At 58.6% G+C, this 17396-nt stretch carries 15 protein-coding genes; all 15 read right to left on the bottom strand.

The annotated features are described in order from the left end of the window. Positions 1 to 5 precede the first annotated feature (5 nt). Positions 6 to 1316 carry a DUF4910 domain-containing protein gene (locus AC0L21_RS13215; protein WP_473262002.1) on the bottom strand — a complete coding sequence of 437 codons (1311 nt, stop codon included), beginning with the start codon at positions 1314 to 1316 and terminating at the stop codon, positions 6 to 8. Positions 1317 to 1441: 125 nt separating this feature from the next. Further along, complete coding sequence (locus AC0L21_RS13210; RefSeq protein ID WP_473262000.1) at positions 1442 to 2572, bottom strand: glycosyltransferase; 1131 nt, start codon at positions 2570 to 2572, stop codon at positions 1442 to 1444. Beyond that, positions 2573 to 3688 carry a glycosyltransferase gene (locus AC0L21_RS13205; protein ID WP_473262143.1) on the bottom strand — a complete coding sequence of 372 codons (1116 nt, stop codon included), beginning with the start codon at positions 3686 to 3688 and terminating at the stop codon, positions 2573 to 2575. 23 nt (positions 3689 to 3711) lie between these two features. Beyond that, on the bottom strand, positions 3712 to 5100 hold the full coding sequence (locus AC0L21_RS13200; RefSeq protein WP_473261998.1) for a capsular polysaccharide export protein, LipB/KpsS family: 1389 nt from the start codon (positions 5098 to 5100) through the stop codon (positions 3712 to 3714). Further along, a complete protein-coding gene (gene pseI / locus AC0L21_RS13195) occupies positions 5097 to 6173 on the bottom strand; it encodes a pseudaminic acid synthase (protein WP_473261995.1) in 1077 nt (358 codons plus the stop codon). The genes AC0L21_RS13200 and pseI overlap by 4 nt, the downstream gene beginning before the upstream one ends. A gap of 14 nt (positions 6174 to 6187) precedes the next feature. Next, a complete protein-coding gene (locus AC0L21_RS13190) occupies positions 6188 to 7006 on the bottom strand; it encodes a class I SAM-dependent methyltransferase (protein WP_473261992.1) in 819 nt (272 codons plus the stop codon). Further along, a complete protein-coding gene (locus AC0L21_RS13185) occupies positions 7003 to 8424 on the bottom strand; it encodes a capsular polysaccharide export protein, LipB/KpsS family (protein WP_473261990.1) in 1422 nt (473 codons plus the stop codon). Before AC0L21_RS13185 ends, AC0L21_RS13190 begins: the two co-directional genes overlap by 4 nt. 12 nt (positions 8425 to 8436) lie before the next feature. After that, on the bottom strand, positions 8437 to 9294 hold the full coding sequence (locus tag AC0L21_RS13180) for an FkbM family methyltransferase (protein WP_473261987.1): 858 nt from the start codon (positions 9292 to 9294) through the stop codon (positions 8437 to 8439). Next, complete coding sequence (locus AC0L21_RS13175) at positions 9291 to 10700, bottom strand: hypothetical protein (protein ID WP_473261985.1); 1410 nt, start codon at positions 10698 to 10700, stop codon at positions 9291 to 9293. Before AC0L21_RS13175 ends, AC0L21_RS13180 begins: the two co-directional genes overlap by 4 nt. Next, entirely contained in the window at positions 10697 to 11431 is a 735-nt protein-coding gene (locus AC0L21_RS13170) for an acylneuraminate cytidylyltransferase family protein (RefSeq protein WP_473261982.1), read from the bottom strand. The genes AC0L21_RS13175 and AC0L21_RS13170 overlap by 4 nt, the downstream gene beginning before the upstream one ends. A gap of 17 nt (positions 11432 to 11448) precedes the next feature. Continuing rightward, positions 11449 to 12369 carry a class I SAM-dependent methyltransferase gene (locus AC0L21_RS13165; RefSeq protein WP_473261980.1) on the bottom strand — a complete coding sequence of 307 codons (921 nt, stop codon included), beginning with the start codon at positions 12367 to 12369 and terminating at the stop codon, positions 11449 to 11451. 2 nt (positions 12370 to 12371) lie between these two features. Next, a complete protein-coding gene (locus tag AC0L21_RS13160; RefSeq protein ID WP_473261978.1) occupies positions 12372 to 13043 on the bottom strand; it encodes an HAD family hydrolase in 672 nt (223 codons plus the stop codon). After that, entirely contained in the window at positions 13040 to 14587 is a 1548-nt protein-coding gene (locus AC0L21_RS13155; protein WP_473261976.1) for an N-acetylneuraminate synthase family protein, read from the bottom strand. The genes AC0L21_RS13160 and AC0L21_RS13155 overlap by 4 nt, the downstream gene beginning before the upstream one ends. A 29-nt stretch (positions 14588 to 14616) precedes the next feature. Next, entirely contained in the window at positions 14617 to 15711 is a 1095-nt protein-coding gene (locus tag AC0L21_RS13150) for a Gfo/Idh/MocA family protein (RefSeq protein WP_473261974.1), read from the bottom strand. Further along, complete coding sequence (locus tag AC0L21_RS13145) at positions 15708 to 17378, bottom strand: sulfatase-like hydrolase/transferase (protein ID WP_473261972.1); 1671 nt, start codon at positions 17376 to 17378, stop codon at positions 15708 to 15710. Before AC0L21_RS13145 ends, AC0L21_RS13150 begins: the two co-directional genes overlap by 4 nt. Positions 17379 to 17396: the final 18 nt, after the last annotated feature.

The following is a 17396-nucleotide window of genomic DNA, read 5'->3' as shown; positions in this document are numbered from 1 at the left end:
ACGCGTTAAACGGCTGCCGTTGCGGCGGCTTCTTTGATGAGTCCGTGCGCCACGAGTTCCGCGAAATATGGAGCCAGATCCCACGCCGGCAGTCCAAGCTTTTCAGCGATTGCAAGAACGCTATGCTGCCCGTCGCAATAGGCCAGGATGTTCATCCGGTTCTTTGCCGCCTCGCTGATCTGTGCCGTACCAAGCGTACTGTAGAGACCGCGCCGGCCCATTTGTGGTTCACAAAGCTGGCAGGCGACATAGGTCCGGTCTAACTCCAGCACCTCGATGCAGCGCTGGATCGCTTTGAACCCCCCGGCGAGCCCCTGCGGCGTGACGAGTGACAGATTATCAAGCGAGGTATGGTATTCGGGATAAGTCCCGTACTTCGAGCGCATCACCGATACGACCGGTAGATCGACACCCGGAGCGCAGTATTGGCGCTCGTCGCCGCCTCGATCGAGGTAGGTGTATTCGTCAAAAGATCCAGCTACATGTCGAAGGGCGTGCAGTGCTACCTTATCGACTAGGGTGTTGCCGTTTCGGGAAGGAACGAATGAATATGTCCGATCGTCTCCCACGCAAGTAACGTTGAAGCCAGCCACAACCTGCGCTTTCAATGCGGCGAGATGCCGGCTGATGTAGGCAATTGATCCGATCGTTTCAGGTATGAAGACGAAACGATAGGTGAAGTGCCTGCTTGGCAGCGTCGCCAGCCAGCGAGCCAGAAAGGTGGTGACGACCGGTCCCGACAATTCGTTGTTGCCAAGCGACGGATGACAGACATAGGTCGAAAGAAGCACCTCCTTGTCCGACTTGCCGGGCAGCACCAGGTCGGCATAGGTGAGCGCGCCCGGCGCCAGCGTAGCGTCGATGACAGCCCGATAGGTTCCGTCCTTCAACGCCTCGCGGTCACGATGACTGAGGCAAAAGCCCCAACGGCGCTCGTAGTAGGAGGTGACGTACGGGATTGCGTTCGGTTGTTCGGGCAATGAATACAGGTGCGGCTGCAGTTCCGCGAGAGACAGCTCCCGGTCGACCGGCTCGGAATATCCGACGACGTGCAGATTGTTGATCTGGAAGTCGACGACCTTGCTGCCGTCCGGGCCGACCAGATACGCGCCGCGGATGTTCCACTCCGGCGGGACGACCCAGTCGAACACCGGCGTTCCACTCGGCACCTCGTAGAGGCTCAGGTCAGGAAGGCGCTGACGGATGATCCTCAGAGTTTCCCGGACCCCGTCGCCGGTCAGGCTTCGACAAATTGGGAAAAGCGTGCGCGCAAGGTCGTGCATCTCCTGACCGAGGCGCATTTCTTCTTGTTTCATGAACAATTTCCAACTGAAACGGTCTCGATCCCGCCCGACGAAAACGGGCCGGCATTAAGGGCGCGAGGACGCAGCCTGTGGGCAGTCCCGAACCCTAGGCACGACATCAGAGGCCATATCGGTGCCTATCTCGGCGGCACTGCAAATTCATCGAACAGGTTGTCGTACCGGAAGGATACATCCTCGATCGCGAAATTCTCGAGAATGTGCGCACGAGCACGCAATTTCAATTCTCTGAATAATTCCGGGGGTGTTTCGACCATCCGGACCAGCGCCGCCGCCAGCGCATCAGCGTCACCCGCCGGCACGATGCTGCCGCCAGGACCGACGAGGGTCGCGTTGTCACCGACATCTGTGGCGACGCAGGGTACCCCGCAGGACATGGCCTCCCCGATGACGTTGGAAAAGCCTTCGCTGGTCGACGTACAGGCGATGACATCGAAAGCATTCATGACGTCGGCAATGTCCGTGCGCTGACCGAGAAGGGTGATGCGTCCCTCCAATTCGGCCATAGCGATCAGCTTCCCCAATTCTGCATTGGCTGCATCGACATCCGTACCGACTAAAACAAAATGGACTGGGCGGGAAGTCTTGGGGAGTCTGCCCGCGGCTTGAATGAACAGATCAAAGCCTTTCATTGGGTGATAACGACCGACCAATCCGACAACGAATCCATCCAGCGGAATTCCCGACGCCATTCGTACCCTGGTGCCGGCATCGCGGTCGAGGGTGAAACGCTTTGTATCGAAGCCGTTCGGCAAGACGCGCCATCCCTTGGATCGATAACCGACGGCTATATGTTCCTGCTTTCCCGCGATTGAATTCGCCACGATAACTTTCGGAATCCACGATAGCCAGGCGAGCAGTCTCACAATGAGCAGGTTGCGCCAGGGAAGTTCAGCCGAGGACAACTTCGAGCAGCGAATGTTCCAGAGGAGTGGAAGAGAGGGCGTCCCCACCCTGAGCATGACTCCGAACAGGTCCGAATGGTGCAACCAGGTCATCAACACGTTCGGTGCGAAGGTCTTGATTCGCTTCCTCGCTCGGAACAATGCGGTCAAACCGCCGAGACCACCGGCGTGAAGATCCGTCACCGTGATGCCCAGCGCTTCGAACTGCGGTACCAACGCATTGGCCGAAGTCAGAGTCAGCACGGCATGTTCTACCCTGGAACGATCCGAAGCCTTTATCAATTGCAACAACATAGACTCAGCGCCGCCAATTCCGAGGCCGGTGATTATGTGCAATACGCGCATTCATTTCCCCATTCGGCGCATGCGGTCACCACCCTCAGTTGCGTTTTGTGGAAAGCAGACATCAAGGTACTCGTCCACGGAGCGCGTGTCGGAAAAGAACGACGCCCGTTGCCTGACATCCGGACGGGAATCCTCGTCGATCGTAAGCATGATCGCACCGGCGAGGGCCTGCGTGTCCCCGACCGGTACCAAGCGGCCCCATTTGCCATCTTCGAGAATCTCGGCGGGTCCGCTCGGACAATCGGTGCTGACCACGGGGGTGCCACAGGCCATCGCCTGAATTAGCGCGCCGCCCAACCCCTCGAAGATCGAAGAAAAGACAAAGACGGCCGAGCGGCTCATCCACGCAAACGGATTGTTTTGAAAGCCGGGCATCAGCACGTCCTCATTGAGGCCCAGATCGTTCACCATGGCCTCCAACTCGGATCGCAATTCGCCCTCGCCCAGGATCACCAAACGACACAGACGGGTCTTGCGCACCGCTGCGAAAGCGCGGATTAACGATGCGAAGTCCTTCTGCGGGGTCAGCCGGCCAACGCCGAGAATGACCGGGGGTTCACCTTGCGCCAGCCACGGATGAGGACTCGGCGCGGACGCCAGATCAGAAAGTCCGGCCGCGATAACCGGGTTGTAAATCGTCCTGACCTTTCCGGGCGGCAGATTTATCCACCTGTAGAGATCGTCCTGAACCCCGCGAGAGATCGCTACAACTTGATCAGCAAGGGGATAAAACAACTTCATCAGCACGCGGATCACGCGTTCTTTCCACGAAGGTGCAGGCATTCCCGGAGCAAACAACACGCTGCGTTCGCTAATGATGAGCCGGCACGGAACGCGCGACAACATGCGCGCCCCTATGGCGACCAGATTTGCATGGCTCAGTGCCGATATGATCACCGCCGGCCGGGTGTTTGATAGATGCCGGGCGAAGGCGGGCAGGCTGGACATAACACCGTCCGCCCGAAGGTCAACGACGTCAACGCCAGCCGCGACCTCGGCTAAATAGGGACCCCGCGCCTCGACCAGAACCAAGTCGACGGTATAACCACGGCCTCGCAAATCGTTGGCCAGGTTCACCATCATACGTTCGGCCCCGCCGCCATGTAGCGTCGGAATATAGATACATATGCGTTGAATGATTATGCCGCCCGGTCGCGCGTTACGCCCATGATATCTGCATAGGCCTCCGATAATGCCGAGAAGCGGACGCCTTCCAGATTGGCTTGGACCGCGTCGAATTCCCGGTGCCCTCCAGCGCCGGAATACGTATTGCCGGCAATGTCATTGAAATAATCCATCAGACTGAAAGGCGGCGGTTGCTTCGCATTAGAGCTTTCGAGAAAGGCGCGCAAGGCCTGCTGTTCCACATATTTGTGCAATCCCGGCGTCTGCGCCAAACTGATCGAACCCCGCCCAAATATCACCACGGGCTTGCCGCGGATCAGCGCCTCACCCGCGACGGTACCGGCGATGGTCGAAACGCAAACGCTCCTGTCAATCAGCTCGTAAGGATCTGCCCCGATCGATACCAGTTGAACCTTCTTGAGCTTGTCGATCAGTCCGTACCAGAACGGCAGCCGCTCCTTCCACATGCAGTCATGAGTGAACGTCGTCGGGTGCTCCTTAACGTAGAGCTTCGTGCCCTCGGGCAACGAAGCGTCAAGAGCAATAATAGCGGCCAGTTGCTGGGCGAATCCATAGCCCTCCGGCAAGGTGGTTCGTTCCGGCTGGAAATGCATGAAGAAGATCGCGTATTTGTCGCCGTCCACCGGATCGCGCGCCAACGCCTGATATGCCTGGTAACACAGCCGCTTGTTGAGCATCAGATCGGGACGCTTCCAGGAGCGAACAAAGTCCCTGCGGAGATTGTAGTAGCGTCCACGATTGCGGTTGAGCCGATCTCGTTCGTATTTCGGGAAAGCTTCATCGAAACTTCCCTGCTTTTGCCTCGCATAGTCCGCCGCTAGCGCCCTCTCGTTGGCGCTGGTCGCAGCCGCCCGCGGCAAAACCGGCGCTGCGTCGCGGCAGATTCCCTCCATCAATGCAAAACGCCAGGGCAACAAGGTTTCCTGGAAATACTGGACACGCACGCCCAGCTCCTCGGCTACACGTGCGAACACCCATCGAATGATGTCATGCGGTGTGGCCATGTAGACTAGCACGTCCGGCGTCTCGGCCTCAAGGTACAGCTGGCATTCAATGACGTAGTCGATGATCAGCGCGATCTTCATCGAATTGCTCAAGGGCACCCGCGCCGTCCGATCGAAGATCATCAGGGTCTGGTGGTCGTCGATCAGTTTTTGCCAAATCCGCACCGAATCGCCACGCAAGCTCGGGCTCGCTTTGTCGCGCGGGCGCAAGTCGCGCATACGTGGGTAAAACGGCATTGTGACCGCGGGGTCGCGGCCCAGGTACTCATCGCGTAGCCCGGCATTCTCGGTAATGAACGAAATGTCGTGCGCCGCGCGGCGTCGAAAGTCGGTCATCTGTTCGACGGGCATGATACCCGGATCAATCAGAATCTTCATCGTGGAGATTCCATGTCGAGCGAGCTCAAATTCACAGGAGTATTGATCGCCACGGCGCGGTTAACCTTCCTGCCGATAATGGCCTCGAGAAATTTCGGCGGCGCGCCATAACCGGGCCTCACACTGCGCACGGCATCCGCCGTGACCACATCGCCCGCCTTCAAATCCTTGACGAAGTATAGCGAGCGCCGGAACTTCACATTGGCGCGCTCGCTCGACTTGCGTCCGTAATCGACCCGGCCGACCGCGCGCCATGCCGTGTGCGCATCCCTGCACAGTGCAGCGAGCTCGGGCGGCTCGATCGAAAAGCTGTCGTCCGGTCCTCCGCCATCGCGATCGAGGGTGAAGTGCTTTTCGATGATCGAAGCTCCCAACGCGACGCTCGAGGCCGCTGTCACATTATCCGTCGTATGATCGGACAGGCCCGTCACCAAACCGAACCGACCGATCATGTCGGGAATGATCGCCAGATTGTAGTCTTCCGCCGGCGCCGGGTAGCCACTGACGCAATGCAAGATCGCCAATTCCCGGCAGCCGCCCGCCTTCGCAGCATCGATAGCCTCGGCGATCTCCTCGGCGTCGGCAATGCCGGTCGAAATGATCATCGGCTTGCCGGTGTGCGCCACGTATTTGATCAGGGCTAGGTCTACCGCCTCGAATGAAGCGATCTTGTAGGCAGGCGCGCCGAGCGATTCCAGCAGATCGACGGCGGTGGCATCAAAAGGCGAACTGAAGATCGTAATGCCTGCCTTGCGGGCATGCTTGAACAGAGGCGCGTGCCACTCCCAGGGCATATGGCCTTCGGTATAGAGTTCATAGAGGCTGCGTCCATCCCACAGACCGCCCTTGATCTGGAACTCCTCCGTGTTGCAATCAAGCGTAATGGTGTCAGGCCGATAAGTCTGGATCTTGACTGCATCGGCGCCGGCTGCACGTGCCTCGTCGATGATCCTGATGGCATTGTCGACACTGCCATTGTGATTGGCCGACATCTCAGCGATCACATAGGGCGGATGATCCGGACCGATGGCGCGGCCGGCGATATGTATCTCATTGCGCTTGGGCATTGGCATCGATGACTCGGCGTTTAAGGCAGACGGCCTGCGGCCTGACGGAAGACATATTCGTTGCAACCCATGCGTCCCCCGCAGGTCCGCAGCTCCTGGAGGATAAAGCCCTGATCGCGGAAGCGGCGGAAGATCGCCTCTGGACGTGCGACCTCGAACGGATATCCGCCCAGCCAGTCGATCATATCATGCCACAGCGACATGCCGCGCTGAAGAGCGGCGCTTCTGTTCAACGCGCGGACCAGCCACCGCAGGCCGTACAGGTAAGGCATGTGAACGGCGATCACAAGCAAACGCAGGACAGCATTCTTGTTGTAGCCGATCTTGACCAGCGCCCAGTAACGGCTGACGAAGCCTTGGTCGTTATAAAGGGCGATGAACAGCAGGCCACCTGACGCCACGACCGGAACCACGTTGGCGAGCGCCTTGTTCATATCGCCGGTGTGGTGTAGCACGCCCCAGGAATAGACGACATCGAACCTGCCGAGCCTCGAAAGGTACGCCGCGTCAAGGGCGGAGCCTTCCTCGACAATCCATTCGGCGTCTTCGGGGTAAAACCGCCGCTTCAGTTCACGCGTGCACGCCACCGATTGCGGATCGTAATCGAACGAATGGACCCTCGCGCCTAGCCTGCGTGCCGCCAGACTGAAGAGACCGCTACCCGATCCGATATCGAGAAAGCACTTGTTCTCCAGCGTGCTCACGCCAAGCATGTCTCGCAGCGACTGCTCGGCTGAGCGCAGCCGCGCGTCATTGAACTCCGCAAGGAACCGAGTCCAGTTTGCGCCGAATGGAAAGCGGTCACCGACCGCAACTTCCCGACCGTGCTGCGTACTCATGCCGTCTGTCTTCGGTCCAGCGCCTGCGCCTCAAGGTCAGTAAAAATCGCTGTCCGCATCACGCCCGCGGATGCCGGCCTCACCGATAGGTCGGTATCGAAAGCCATGCGATCGACCTGGAACAGGAACGCCTCCACTTCGGCATCGGACATCACGTCGACGCCGCCATCGATCCGCGCCATCACCGAACGCGCCTCGTCGGACGATCGCACATGGAACACACCCTTCAGACCACGGTATTGAGCGGCACCGAATACAATTACCGGCTTGCCACGGACGATCGCCTCGACGCCTACCGTCCCGGTGACCGTCGCTATCGCGGCGGCCTTGTCGATGAGATCGAACGGCGAGAAATTCAGCGGTACCAGGCGCGTATTTGGCAAACAACTGATCTGTTCGTGCAGTTCAAGGCTTCTGAACCCCGGATCGAAATTATAGCGAAAAATGCTCGGATGCTCCTTGACAACAAGCTCATAGCCTTCGGGCAGCGCGTTGGCCAGGACTCTCAGCGCGAGCCACTGCTGGCCATAGCCCTGGCCCTCGGGCACTGACGTTCGTTCCGGCTGATAATGCATGAAGAACACGACAAACCTGTTCGGCAACATGAACTCGGAAGACAGACGTTCGTAGTTGATCACAGCTGCGCGCTTGCGCAGCGAGTGCAGCGCGCGCATGAAGCCAGTGAATGCCGACCGGGTCGTCAGCACAGTGTAGGCGAGCGAACGCAATTCCTTTATCGGACTATAGAAGCCGCCCTTGAAGTAATCGAATCTCTTCTTCTCGTAGGACGGCATCGCAGACGCATAATTACCCTTGAGCGTGGCAATGAAATCCACGATTCGATTGCCGGCCGTCGGCGGCGCGGTTTGCAGCGGAATCACCGGTCGCTGTTCGTCGAGGCCCTTCACCGCCCAATCTTTCCATGGCAGCGGCGATGTCGCTGCCACGTAAGTCTCAATCTCGATCAGTTCGGCAACACGGGCGACGAACCATAACTTCCCATGCGGGACGTTGTAGTGGACAAATCGATCGGGCTTGGTAGCGTCGAGCATGGTGAGCGTGTTCCAAAGCAGTATTTCGATGTCTACTGTCCGATTGAACACACTGTTGAAGAATATGTTGGTGTCGACCGCCCGGAACTGGCGTTCCATGATGTAGTAGGTTCGCGGATCTGATATCATTGCCCGCAACACACGCTCGTAGTGGACTCGATGAAGCGCTGTTTCAACAGATCGCGGGTCCGGCGTGGTCAGCCGGTCCCAATGCCATATCGCTTCCGGGGCAATGTAACTGGCCCATTTCGCCGCCAGCGCGGCGTCGTCAAACAGGGCGCAACTGATGGAGACACGGCTCTGTCCATCGAGAAGGCTTTCGTAAAACGCCCGGCTCAATTCTCCGGGAAAGATAAACAGTTTCATCTTACAGCAAGCTCATTGGTGGGCCAGCGGCGTCAGAACGTACCAGTGCGGCATGGCGCGGCGGCCTTCCGAACAGATCAGCCACCGGTCGGTGTCGCTGAATTGCTTCAGTTCGGGAAACACCGATAGGTCCCGGCTCGTGGTGGTCAGTTCGTCGATGCGGAAACCCTTCGCGCAGATATTCCTGAGCCGTTCAAGGCGCTGCGGCGCGTCTGCGAAAAAGTGGTCATGCAGTTCGACGATGATCACGGAATTGGCGAATCGTTCGAATGTCTCCGCGGTCAGGATATCGAATTCAGCACCCTCGATGTCGATCAGCAGCACCGAATTAACGGTCGCAGATTCCGGCAACACCGAGTGAAAATCACTTTCCGCAGTACCGTGAATCTGGACACGCGAACTGACCCCGTTCAGCGCTGCATTTGCAGCGATCGCCTTCTGCCCCCGGTCGCTGATTTCGAAGCAATAAGAGCGGTCGAACAAGTCGTTCACCAGCACCCCAATGGCATAGTAACCGTCTGCCGCGCCGAGCTCGATGAAAGCGCGCTTGTACCGGGCGGGCACGCTCGCCAACACGGACAGAACTTCCTGTTCGTACAAGCCCAACAACATTCCGGCCCGATCGGTCGTGCCCCACCAGATCGCCTTCGATAGTTTCAGCCTCCGAAACGGCCCATATCTGACCTGCGAGCCGAAACGCTCATCCAGTTGCCTTGATATGAGCAAGCGGCGCTGCTGGATCTGGTCTTCCCAGCCGATCGATGCCTTCAACTTGAAGATCAGCCAGTTCACCGCCTTGGCGCAAGCCGAAGCAATACCTTTTTCCTTCAGCTTCAGGACGAATTTCCCGACCAGGGCGCTGTTCATCATTCGGCCCGGACCGACTGACGGACGATTTCCTTGATTGCTCCGGCTGCGCGTTGGCTCGCAGCGCCGTCGCTGTTGCCCAGCCAGTGATCAAGGAGTGAACGAGTGGCTTCGGGGAAAGGTCGGTCCGGCGCGTCGGCTTGCGCCAATTCCTGCAGTATCCGCGCGAGAAAATCCTGCTTCGATTTCGCGTAGATCACGGACTCGCCGAAATCGATGAAGTGATGTTGATTGCCCGCGTCAGCGGATTCATCGAAGACGGGAATGATCACCCGCTTGTTTGCAGCCAGAGCCTCCAGCAAGCCCGTGGAGTGCAAGCCGCAGATCACCGTCGCATTGAGGACGTGATCTCGGAACTCGCCCCCATGAACGATCTTCAGGTTCGCTATGTTGTCATCGAAACCATGGCGTTCCATCAACTCTGCAAACCATTGGTAGTCCCGGCTGTTGCCCTTCGTCTTGATAACGACATCCACCTCCGGGTGACCTTGCGCCAATTCGAACATGGCGGCATGGACGCCGTCCCAGACATTTTCCAAGTTTGGTGGGCTAGCCTTGACCGCCGCCTCGTCGCCATCGTCCGCGTCAATATCGGCCGGTGGCAAGCTGTTCAGGTCCTTGTGAAAGCTGACCAGAACCACCGTCCTGCGTCCCGCCCCCGGCTTTCCCGACAACCGGCTCTGATGCATCCAGTCCAGCCGCGGCATGCCGACTACCTTGACCTTTTCAGCCTGGGTCACTCCGGTCCGAACGATCAGATCCTTCTCCATGTCATTGTAGACCAGGATTCGGCTGCCCCAGAACGGTCCCTTATTGCTCCGGTAGAGATGTTCGTACTCGTCGATGCGCCCCGGGGTCTTCAGGCATTCCTTATGGACGACGACGAACGGGATTCCGTCATCCTCCAGGACATAAGCCAGTTCGCGCTCCTCAAAATAGCTGAAGTTGCCGGATAGCGCGCATTTGACCCGAAGTTTCGCGTTTAGCACCCGCCACACCGACTTGAGGAAATCGCGATATTCCGCGATCTGCGCCGACGTCGTCAAATCGTGGTAGTTGTTATCGTTCACTTCCTTCTTGAAGAACCCCTTGGCGATGAAGTGAAGATGGGTTCTGCCAAGCAGTAGCAGTTCTGCATGTTCGATCTGGCCGGCGATCGCCACCACATCTTCGATGAAAACCGATTTGTTTAGCACCAGCATGCGAAATGCGGCGCGCCCCGCCGGCCTTCCGATCGGACGGCGCTGAATGCAGGTCATCAGGATCAAGCCGCACAGTTTCGGCAGATTCAGCTTCGCCGTGACATACAGCAGTCCGTACGAGGGATGGCCGGCCAGGCTGGAGGCAATAGCCGTTAACCTGACAACAATTCCCTTGAGTCGGCCGATGAGGTTACCCAGCGAACTCATGAATTGGGAGAACCCTTGTCAGCGCTCTTCCTGGAAGCAAGTATGAATTCCACCAGCGCCATGTCCCAGGGGGTGTCGACGCTGACATGGGCCTCCGGCACGAGCAGACCCGCCGTCTTGCGGCCAAGGATCGTTTTTTGATTCAGCAGGCAATCGCGGCTGATTGCGTACGCGATACCGTTACGATGATAGAGCGGCTTCAACTGCTGTCGCGCGACGATCTTTGCCGCGCCGGAGTCGTAATAGCCGAGTTCGTCATTGGGACCCAGGGTCAACTGCTTCAACGGATGGTTCTTGGTATCGGTTTCCGAGACCGTCCACACCGCATCGAGTCCTTCCTTGACCAGCTTCTCAAGGCAGCCGCGGACATGCTCCGCCTTGCGCAACGGCGAGGTCGGTTGCAGCATGAGAATGATGTCATAGATTGAGTTGTCCAACGCTTCGGTTACATGCAGTGCGTGATTTAATACATCCCAGTCACCGATGGTATCGCCGGAAATATCTTCCGGGCGACGAAACGGCGCGTCTATGCCGGCAGCCCGCGCCACATCGGCAATGCGGTCGCTGTCGGTCGACACTACGGCGCGGTCGACTTCGGGAAGGTCTTTGATAACGGCGCCGACCAGCGCCACCAGCGGCACGCCGCCGACCGGCTGGATGTTCTTGAGCGGAATTCCCTTGCTACCGCCGCGGGCGGGTACCACAGCGAGTATCCTCTTGCCATTGAGCATGTGCGTCTCGATAAAATTCAGGTCGCGGTCGCCGGGCGCAGCTTCAGACAGAGCGTATCTCCGTTTCCGGTCTGCTCCAGATAGCCCTTCCAGAACCCATCGGCCGCCGGCCCGATCCCGTCGAGCGACGCAAAGCCCTTCGGCTTGCCGTCGCGTAGCCATTGCATGGTGTTGGCCATGCCGTATTTCTGCAAGAAGCGGCTGCCATGAACCTTATAACCGGCGCGAAGGGCACACGAGATCAGGCTTTCCATGTCGAAATACCAGCGGTGCGCCGAGCGATAAAAGAACTGGGGGAACTTTTGCGGGAGAAGCTTCATCAGAATGTCATTCCGGTTTGGCGTGGTGATCAGCAGTTCGCCCGATGTCTCGTTGAGCAACGGACGAATGCTGCGCAGGAATTCAACCGGGCTGGCGACGTGCTCGATAACCTGAATCGAAATCGCCAGGTCGGCCTTGCCGCGGAACTCCGTGCTCGCGGCTTCGGCAGAGCAGAATTGACGATAGCCGCGTGCCTTCAGCGACGCCCAATACGGTTCGCAAAGATCGATGGCGATCAGCAACTCCGCCTGCCCCCGGCATGAATCGAGAAAACTGCCAATGCCGCAGCCCACGTCCGCGATGATCTTTCCTCGCACCGTTTGCGGGAGCAAGGCATCGTGGGTGTACCGGTTCGTCCAGTCCTGCTCGAAAAGCGCCTTTTCCGACTCGACGCTCTGACGCAAAGTTTTTCGGTACTCATCGCTTTCGTAGTAGGATTCTGGGATGCAAGCAGTTTCGTCAAGCCGCTGAACGCCACAGCCCCCGCATTGGGCAACTAGGGCGCCGTCCTTGATTTGGCCGACGGCACCGTCCCGGATTATACCCTGATATGCGATGGTCCACTCGTGCGTCCCGCAAATTTCACAGCTCGCAAACTGGGCTGGCGTAGCGACCATGGTCAGACCCCGTCCCCGCCACGATCGGCGGCGTTGAACATCTCGATGACGTCAGGCAATTGCGCCAGCGAGGTGATGCAGATGTCCGGGCGGATCGAGAAACGCGTTTCCTCGAGCACGACTCCTGCAAACCGGCAGTTGGCTTCGAAAGCCGCGCGATTATCGGCGTCAGAATCGCCCACGTAGAGAATTTCGGTTGAACTCAACCCTGCTACCTTCTGAATTCGCCTGATATGGTCGCTTTTGCTTTCCGGCGCGCCAAAGACATCTTCCATCAACGGCCTCAATCCCCTCGCCTCGACCAGATCATTCAACGGACCTGCCGGCGTCGCCGAGCTTATGAACAGCCGCAGCTCATCCGCAGCCAGGCGATCGAGCACGGCGCGGGCACCGGCAATCTCCTCCGCTCGTGCGATCTCGTTAAAGCACCTGTCGGTATAGCACCCCACGAGTTCCGCGGTCGCCGCGCCTGGTCCATCCGGAGCGATGCCGAGTTCGGCGACGAACTTCCGGAACACGGCTTCGCGGGTTCCGGCGCCGGGGACCTCGATGATCCCGGCCATGATCTCGCGACCCCCTGCGTAACGTTCCGCGATGCCGAGGAAGGCGTCGTGCTTGATATGATTCGAGTCAACCAGCGTGCCGTCGAAATCGAAGACGACGCAACGGATCATTGCCGGGCTTCGGCCTCGAGCTTTTTCGGCAGTTCCCACCGACCCCAGTGGTTGACCCGGGTCTTGCGCTGGTGCCGCTCAAGTTGATTGATCGCGCTGTCCTTGTAAACCGAATCGTTGTTGTGGTGGGTGGTGGATACTTCCTCGAACACGCAGCCTGTCGGCGTCCAGAAGCTGTGCCAAACCCCGGGCAGCACCATGCAGGTGTCGCCCGGCTGCAGGATCTTCTCCCGGCCATCCACCCAGAGGCGCAATTCGCCATACAGCACCTGGAAGGTCTCTTCCTTCAGTTTGTGGAAGTGCGCCGGATGCTTTTGACCCGGCAATTGCACAAGGATCTTCTTACAGTATTCGCGATTGATCACGTTGATGATCACCGCCCCCACTTCCCGGAACCGGCGGATCCCGTAGTGGTGGGAATATTCGACCTCAAATTCGCTGTTGAGGGCGATGCGTCCCTCGGCTAGCAGCGCCTTCACTTCATGCACCGCTTCCTTGATGATCAGATAGTCGGGGTCCGCGGGAACCACGACGGCGTCGGTGAGCAGCGGCTGGTCCACGTCGAAATTGCCCTGAGCGACGATTCCATCGCGCCAATGGCCGGAGTCCATCTGCCCATCCTGGTAGGGCATCGCGAAGTACACCATGTCGCGGGTGACAGTCGTGCCCTTCTTGATCGTCTTCTTGGCAAACACGCCGCGGCGCAGCGAATCGAGCGAGGCGATTTCCGCTTCGTCGATCATCCGCGTCCGCGATCCGCAAACCTCGATCGCCGACTTGGCCGCGGCGATCCATGTCGAAACCTGCGCCGGCGTGGACGAGTAGGTGTTGAGCGTGATCGTATCGGTGGCGACGCCGACGTGGCGCTCGAAGATTCGCGCGCCCTTTGCCACCGCAATGGCAACCGGCAACAGCGCGTCCGGATCCTCGTGCGTCGACCAGCCGATGACCCGGTGGGGATAACGCTGCTTCAGGACATCGATCTGGTTCAAGTGGAACTTGTCGGACGGGATCGGATAGAGCGACACGCAATGCATTATCGCGAAGTCGCAGCCGCGATGCTCGAAGAAGCTCACGAGATCGTCGATGTTGGAAAGCCCGAGGCCGCCAGTCGAGAAAATAACCGGCAGGTTCGAATTGGCTATTTTTTCCAGGAGCGGCCAATCCTTGGCCGAGCAACTTGCGACCTTGATCAGGTCGAAGCCCATGCTGACGATCAAATCAACAGATTCTTCGTCGAAGGGCGTGCACATCGTATACATGCCCTGCGCCCTGGAAGCGTCAAGCAGGACCTTGTAGCCGCCCTGATCCATCCGGGTGGAACTGAATCGCCCCAGATGCTTGTTGCTGCTCGATGCCATGTGGGCGGGATGGATGAAAGAGTCCAACTGGCGGAACTGGAACTTGAGTACGCCACGTACACCATGCTGTCTGGCGGCCACGCCGACGCCATCGATGATCTTCAGGCCGTGCTCGACGCTGCCCTGATGGTTATTTGCGATATCAAATACGAACAAGTCGTTGAAGTCAAAAGCGTCGTTCATTATCGCTTTCCTTGGTACCGTCACTCAATTTACTTAATGGCGTCTTCTGTGTAGCCCCGGCTATAGTCAATTCGGATCGTACGTTTTTCCGCCGACGATTTGTGACAGGCGGCAACGACCAACATCGAATCCAGCCCACGCTCGATCGCAATGGGCGACGCTCCAGCTTCGCCCACCGCGATAACCGACTCGATATGGCTCAACTCCTCGATAAAGTCATCGGGGCGCGTTTTGTGAATGTCGGTGGTGGATATCTCGCCGGCATCTTTGGTAAGGATGACCGTGTCGGTGTTGGGCTTGGCGCCGCACAGCCACTCGATAGCCCCCTGTGCCCCCTGCGCACGGGCCCATTTGCGCGTCGGCCGCGTGACCACGTCCTGCACCACGCGCCCGAGCAAACCGCTTTCGGACCTCACTTCTAGAAGGCAGAGCTTGTCGTAATCGATCTTCCCGTCCGCGACGTATTGCAGATTGGCGGATACTTCCACGATCCGGCCGGCCCCGGCTGCATGCGCGAAGCTCTGCCACAGATTAATCGCATGGGAGTGTTCGCCGCAGGCGCCGCCTCCCCGCCGCCAATAACCGAGATAGCTGTCGACAGGCCCCGAAAGCCAGGGATGCGCCGCAAAAATCCCACCCCAGAACTCGCGGAATTCGACGTCCAGCGTATCCAGCGTGCCAACGGCTTGCTGGAGCAGCAGACCGCTCACGAGCCGCGCCGATTTTCCGACTGCGTGGTCGTAGCCGACGAAGAGTTTGATCCCGGCAGCGGCGGCTTCTTCGTAAAGCGCCTGCGCGCCGTCTAGATCTGGCGTGCAGACCGGCTTTTCGATCAGGATTGCCACCGGCTTTTCCTTGACGGCTTCGCGAGCTAGCTTCATGTGGCTATCCGGCGGCGTTCCGACTACGATCAGGTCGTAGCCGCCGATCGGCGCCGAATCCTTTGCGTGCAGGCCGATCGCGTCGTCCCACACGCCGTAACGTCCGGGATAGATCATTTCCCGCGTCCGTTTCAAAGCTGCGGGGTCGACATCGCAAATATCGACCGCCCAGCCCTTGCGGCGCGAGGCGTTGGCAAGATGGTTGCCGATCGATCCGGCACCGAAAACCTTAACTCGTTTCACAGCTTTTCCTTTGATGTATCGGAGAGCGAGAACTCGTTGGGCGATGGGTCGAGCCGAAGTGTTGATGGCGGGGTCTGGCCGCGTACTTCCGCACAGCGTCGCATGCCAAGCAGCCTTGCGTCCTCGATACCAGCCCGTTCCACCCTACTGTCCACCAGGTTAGTCAGCTCGTCTGGATCCTTGACGAGGTCGAAAACTTCGCGAACCCGACATTCTCCCTCCTCATCATCCATGATGTATTTTCGGTCCCATGTTCTGATCGACAACCGAATTGACTTGCGCTCGAGGTCATAAGGCCCGCGACCGAGGTTCTCCATCAATATGTAGGGTCGGCCTTGCGCTTGCCCGGCAAGAGCATCGACGCCGCGGAACGACGCCGGGGAACGCAGGCCAAGCAAGCCAAGCAGCATCACCGAAAGATCCACGCTACCGACCATACCCTCGACCACGCGAGCCGATAAGTCCTTGTGATGGAACACCAGGGGCACATGACAATGTTCGTCGTAGAAGTTGGCGACATGGCTGACCGACGGGCGCGGCCAGTTCGCGGCCAGCCCGTGATCCGCCGTCACCACCAGCAGTGTGTTCTTGTCCTGCCCGAGTTCCTTCAGGCGTTCAAGCAGCCTGCCAATATAGCCGTCCACATTCGTCACCGCATAGTCGTAGCGGCGTAATCCGCGGTAGCGCGAGCCCATCCGGAGAATATTGCGGAAGACCGGACTACCCAGTGGCGGCAACTCGATCTTCGAGTCGCTGTAGTCCAGGTCATGGACATCCAGCACGTGAGCCCAGATGAAGAACTTGCGGCGGTCGGCGCGCATGAGATAGCGGTCGATACTTTCGAATACGGTTTTGACGCCCATGCTCTTGCGGCGGCCATAACGTAGCGTCACATCGAGCAACGAAAGCAGCTTGTTCGCATAGTTATAGATTTTTCCGGCAAGCTTGTTGCGCGAGACAAGGGGACGGGGCAAGAACGGATAAATATCGTGCACATCGTCCGCATCGATCAACGCATGCAAATATATCCGCGGCGCGGCGTCCAGTCGGGCCAGTTCCCCGGTTATCTGCGCCGCGATCTGTTGATGATCGGCTCCATGAAAATCGGCGGTGCCCGGGATAGACCCGGACGCGATTTCCTCACGCCGCTCAACACACATCTGCAAGGTGCTTTGCAGCGCTTCTTTCACGCCCGATGCTATTTTTTCGATCAGGTCGTCAACCGTGATTCGTCCAGCCTTGAACAGCTTTCGGTAGTATACGATTTCATTCTTCCAGGCGCTTTCCAGCGGCACTGACACGTCGTTCAAGTGATGGAACTGCGCAAAGCCACGGTTGTAGCCCGCGGCAGCGGTCAACGCGCCGCCCGAACTTAGTCCCACCGTCCAGTAGCCCGCCGCCTGAAGCACCTCAACGAAACTGGCGGCGCGATGCTTGATCCCCGTTCCGTAGCCGCCCTCGTCGAGCGGATAGGTCGAAGCGAATATCGGCGGAAACGAGAACTGTGTCGGGCTGCCGTGGCAGAAATAATGCGAGAATGAAATTCCGTCCCGGCACAGACTGTCGATAACAGGCGAATGTGCTGCCTCGTAACCGTTGCAGCCCAACCGGTCGTAACGCAGACCGTCGATGGTCAGAAAAATGATGTTCGGTGCGTTCAGTTGCATCTGTCTGCTGCCGGACAT

It is taken from the genome of Bradyrhizobium sp. WSM4873 (assembly GCF_055811355.1).
This window is presented reverse-complemented; position numbering and strand designations above follow the sequence as displayed.